Annotated in this window: 3 protein-coding genes and 2 pseudogenes; 1 reads left to right on the forward strand and 4 read right to left on the reverse strand. The window is 63.6% G+C overall.

Going from position 1 to position 4319, the window contains the following annotated elements; all coding sequences use genetic code 11:
* The 3 genes and pseudogenes from G6016_RS11675 to G6016_RS11685 form a co-directional block, all read right to left on the reverse strand.
* Window positions 1-515: pseudogene (locus tag G6016_RS11675) on the reverse strand (transposase); the annotation flags it as partial.
* Window positions 516-761: 246 nt separating this feature from the next.
* Window positions 762-1085, reverse strand: coding sequence for a leucine zipper domain-containing protein (locus G6016_RS17845; RefSeq protein WP_182632818.1), 324 nt, complete (start codon window positions 1083-1085; stop codon window positions 762-764).
* A gap of 157 nt (window positions 1086-1242) precedes the next feature.
* Complete coding sequence (locus tag G6016_RS11685) at window positions 1243-1995, reverse strand: SDR family NAD(P)-dependent oxidoreductase (RefSeq protein WP_182632819.1); 753 nt, start codon at window positions 1993-1995, stop codon at window positions 1243-1245.
* Window positions 1996-2217: 222 nt separating this feature from the next.
* Here G6016_RS11685 and G6016_RS11690 point away from each other — a divergent pair, with 222 nt between their 5' ends.
* Window positions 2218-3693 carry an aldehyde dehydrogenase family protein gene (locus G6016_RS11690; protein WP_182632820.1) on the forward strand — a complete coding sequence of 492 codons (1476 nt, stop codon included), beginning with the start codon at window positions 2218-2220 and terminating at the stop codon, window positions 3691-3693.
* A gap of 449 nt (window positions 3694-4142) precedes the next feature.
* Here G6016_RS11690 and G6016_RS11695 read toward each other — a convergent pair.
* Window positions 4143-4319 (reverse strand): annotated as a pseudogene (locus tag G6016_RS11695) (transposase); the annotation flags it as partial.

Here is a 4319-nt window from a genome sequence, read left to right on the forward strand (position 1 = left end):
AGCGGCTGTCCAAGATCCTTGGTACACCCCAGGGGAACTCGGTGTGGGTCAGTGTCCTGGTGCGGAACTGCTCGACCTCAGCATCCAGGTCGGCGCAGATGCGGGAGACCTCCGACTTTCCAGATGCCGGTGTCGACCCCGAGTGCGCGGACCAGGTCGTCCACCGCCCGCGTGGACACCCCGTGCACGTAGGCCTGCATGATCACCGCGTACAGGGCCCGATCGATCCGCCGGCGGCGCTCGAGCAGGGCCGGGAAGAACGACCCTGCCCGCAGCTTCGGAATCTGCGCCTCGATGTCGCCCACCGGGGTCGAGACCGTCTTCGGGCGATGTCCATTGCGGTGGGTCGTGCGGCCTTCAGTGCGTTCGTACCGGTCGGCGCCGATCTTCGCAGCGGCTTCGGCCTCGATCAACGCCTGCAGGCCGGCCCGCACCAGCTCGGCGAACATGGCCTGCGGATCGGCGGCCAGCAGTGCGTCGAGCTGGGCGTGTACGCCAGAATGGGACTGGGTCATCGCGTGGTGTGTCCTTTGCTGTGAGCTACTCGGCGGTAACTCATTGACCACTACGCGATGGCCCGCCCTCTGCAGCGGACCGCCACACCTTCGTCAGCCAGAACCCCGGCCCCGAAACCCCACCACTCCACGGGAGTTACCCGGACCAGCTCGCCTGGGTGATCGCGTTCGTAGCGCACCGCGGTGGTCTTCGAGGCTCGAATCACTTCGCCGGTCAATGGGTCACACTCCCGCAGGTAGGGCACGTCAGGACCCGGGGGACACCGTCCGGGCCGGTACCCCGAGCACGGGACCGATCCAGTCCTGGCCCCGCCGCTGTTCGCGGCGCATCACCACGATCGTTTCCTCGATATCGACCGGAGTCTGGGACGGACAGCGGTGCGGCCGCGACGAGCGGTTCTCCAAGCCGCGACGGCCTTCCTCCCGGAAGCGTCGGATCCAGCGGTGAGCGCACTGTCGAGAGACGCCCTGGGACTTCGCAGCGTGAGCGACTGCCCAGCCTTGCTCGCAGACGCGTTCGACGAGCAGTTGCCGACCACGCACGTTCAGCCGGGCATTGCGGTGGGACATGAGGACCTCCGGACGGTAGGCGACTTAGCCTCGATCCACCGCACCCGGAGGTCCTCCCTTGCGTCAATGACCCGGCGCGTGTTTCACCAACGTCCAGGCCGAGTACAACTAGCCGCCGACCATGACCTAGCTGCGAAATCTCTTAGCACTGAGCAGTTCAGAGTCGCACCAAACCGCCGTCGGCCACGATAGTCTGACCAGTGACAAAGCCGCAGTCCTCGCTGGACAAGAAACTTACAGTGCCGACGATGTCCGTCGCCTCTCCACCCCGTTTGATCGCCTGCATCGAGGCAACGTTTTCGAGCACGCCGTCGGGGAAGCTCGCCTTTCCTCCCGGGGTGCCCGAGGCTGTCGGGGACACGGCGTTCACGGTGATGCCGTAGGCGGCGAGGTCGGTCGCCAGGCCGCGGGTGAACCCGACGACTCCGCCCTTGGCGGCCATGTAGTGGGACAGAGACGGTACCGCGAGGCCGAGCGAATTGGACGCGATGTTGACGATGCGTCCCCAGCCCCTGTCTCGCATCCCGGGCGCGAAGGTCATCGCCGTGAGGAACTGCGAGTCAAGGTTGACGGCGAGGCTCTTCTTCCAGCCCGCGAAGTCTAGGTCGAAGAAGTCCCTGAAAGGGAATGAGCCGGCATTATTGATGAGGATGTCAACTGCGTCGAACTCCTCAAGGGCTCGCTTGCCCGCCTCGGCAACTGCCTCGGGGTCGGACACGTCGGCCGTGAGGGATACCGCGCGACGGCCGAGCGCCTCGACTTCCGCCACAGTCTCCGGAGCGGCGTTGAGGTCGATGATGACGATGTCAGCGCCACGTGCGGCGAGGTCGGTCGCGATAGCCCGACCGAAGCCCTGCCCGCCTCCCGTCACTACAGCCACTCGATCCTTGTGGGTTGCGGGGTTGACCATGTTGGCTCTCCTCATTTCGTGGTGACCGGGTTTTTCCGGCTGCGTTGCGAAGCTACAACCGGCCAGGGCAGATGTCAACGCGTGCGTCAAACTATTGACATCAGTGATGATTTGAGTAGCGTGGGATCGCAGGACGTGTTCTACGTCACTCCGGATGCCAGCCGCGCATAGCGGTCCTGATGATCCGGCACAACCCAGAGCGCTAGAGGGAGAAGAGCCCAAATGAATCTTGAAACGGCAACCGCCACCCAGGTCGTGACTGGTCGTAACCTGGTCGCAGGCGAGTGGGACAACAACGGTGAGAGTTTCAATTCGGTCAGTCCGTCGACGGGTAAGGTCCTCGGTACCTTCGTCAGCGCGAGCGAAGACGCTGCCCAGACAGCCATCGATGCGGCGCGCCGGATCTTCGACACCACGGACTGGTCGCGGGATGCCCGCAGGCGTTCGCGTGCGCTAACCGAGCTGGCAGACAATCTCGAGGCCCGGATCGAAGAGGTGGCCACGATGCTCTCCCGAGAGAACGGCAAGCTCATCGCGGAGACTAACTGGGAGGTCTCAACGGCGGTGGACTGGCTGCGGTATTCCGCCGCCTCGGCGATCATCCAAGACGGCGGTCGTTCCGCTGAGGTCAGCCCGGGGATGTACTTCCAGACGGGTCAGGAAGCCATGGGAGTCATCGGAATCATCACCCCATGGAACTCACCGGTCATCCTGTCTCTGCGCTCCATTGGACCGGCACTCGCGGCCGGTTGCACGATGGTTGTCAAGATGCCTGGCCAAACCGCGCTGACCAATACCCTGCTCGCCGAGATCATTGCAGAGACGACGTCCATCCCCGCAGGCGTGGTGAGCATCCTCACCGAGGCCGGCAATGCCGTCTCCCCCGCGCTCGTGGCCTCGAAGAGCGTGGACATGATCAGCTACACCGGCAGCACTCATGTCGGTCGCGCAATCGCCAAGTCCGGCGCCGAGACGCTCAAGCGACTCAGCCTCGAGCTTGGCGGTAAGACTCCCCTCGTAATCTTCGACGACGCCGACATCGACGTGGCTCTACAGAATGCGGTAGCCGCTTGCACCTTGATGAACGGCCAGTTCTGCCTCACCGGCTCACGCCTAATCGTTCAGAGGGGTATTGCCGAAAGGCTCCGCCCGCTGGTGATCGAGGCGTTGTCCAATCTGCGGGTCGGCCCTAGCGAGGACCCGACTTCGGACTTGGGTCCACTAATTGATGCTGCGAGCGCCAAGCGCGTCGACGAGGTAGTCACCGAAGCTATGTCGTACGCCAAGGTGCTGGTGCGCGGTGGACTTATCGAGGACGACGAACGTCCGGGCGGTGCCTACTATGCCCCGACGCTTCTCGAAGTCGATCGTCTGGACGTACCGGTCGTGCAGGACGAGCTCTTCGGCCCTGTCCAGACGTTCGAGGTGTTCGATGCAGAAGAAGACGCCATCCGCATGGCGAACGGCACTGACTTCGGTCTCGGGGCCGCCGTTTTCACCACAGATGAATGGTGTGGCCGCCGGGTGGCTCGCGAGATGCGGGCGGGCTTTGTGTGGACCAATTGCTGGGGCGTGATTCACGAAGGCTTCGAACAAGGCGGCCTCAAGCAGAGTGGCTACGGAGTGCTCTGTGGACCGACTGCGATAACTGAGTTCCAGGACACCAAGATGTATGCCCAGGTGGCGCCGCCGCGCTGAGTCCAATGGGCAAGCCTGTGACGGGGACGTCGTGCGCCGCAGGCTGCCGACTATAAGCACCACTACCCAGCCCATACCGATCCCCATGGACCGTTCCCGTTCTGGTGGACGCGCCCCCTCGTTGAAGTTCTGACCGCCGTGACCATGGCACGGGTGCGCCATCTTTTGGAGTGCGGGGTTACGTGGGGGACTGTGACTTCAACAGTGTAGCTCCGAGCTCACCCTCGATCCACCGAGGCTGAGCTCGGAGCAGTCTGATGCTTGGTTTGGCCTGCTGCGGCGATCTCGGACAGAGTACCCTCCTGAAATGAGGGACCTACCGAAATGGGATCCAGCAGTGAGTGCACGCAGACGATTCAGCCAGAATTCAAAATAAGAGCTGTGCCAAGAGGCCACCACGACATCGAAGACGATCAAGGATCGTCGCGGTAGCCTACGGCATCGGCCCTCGTGTAGATCACCCTTCGCAGCATCGGCGGGAACTGCAGGAACGGTATGAACCGCTCCCACGCCGCGGTCCGCGTCGCGACTGTTTGCGGATACTTGGCGCCCCACGCGGAGGACTCGAACTCGGCCAGGGTCGCCAGCGCGGTCTGGGCTGTGTCAAGGAATGTGGACAGTTCCTC

Origin of the sequence: Dietzia aerolata (assembly GCF_014144865.1) — a bacterium.
GTDB lineage: Bacteria > Actinomycetota > Actinomycetes > Mycobacteriales > Mycobacteriaceae > Dietzia > Dietzia aerolata.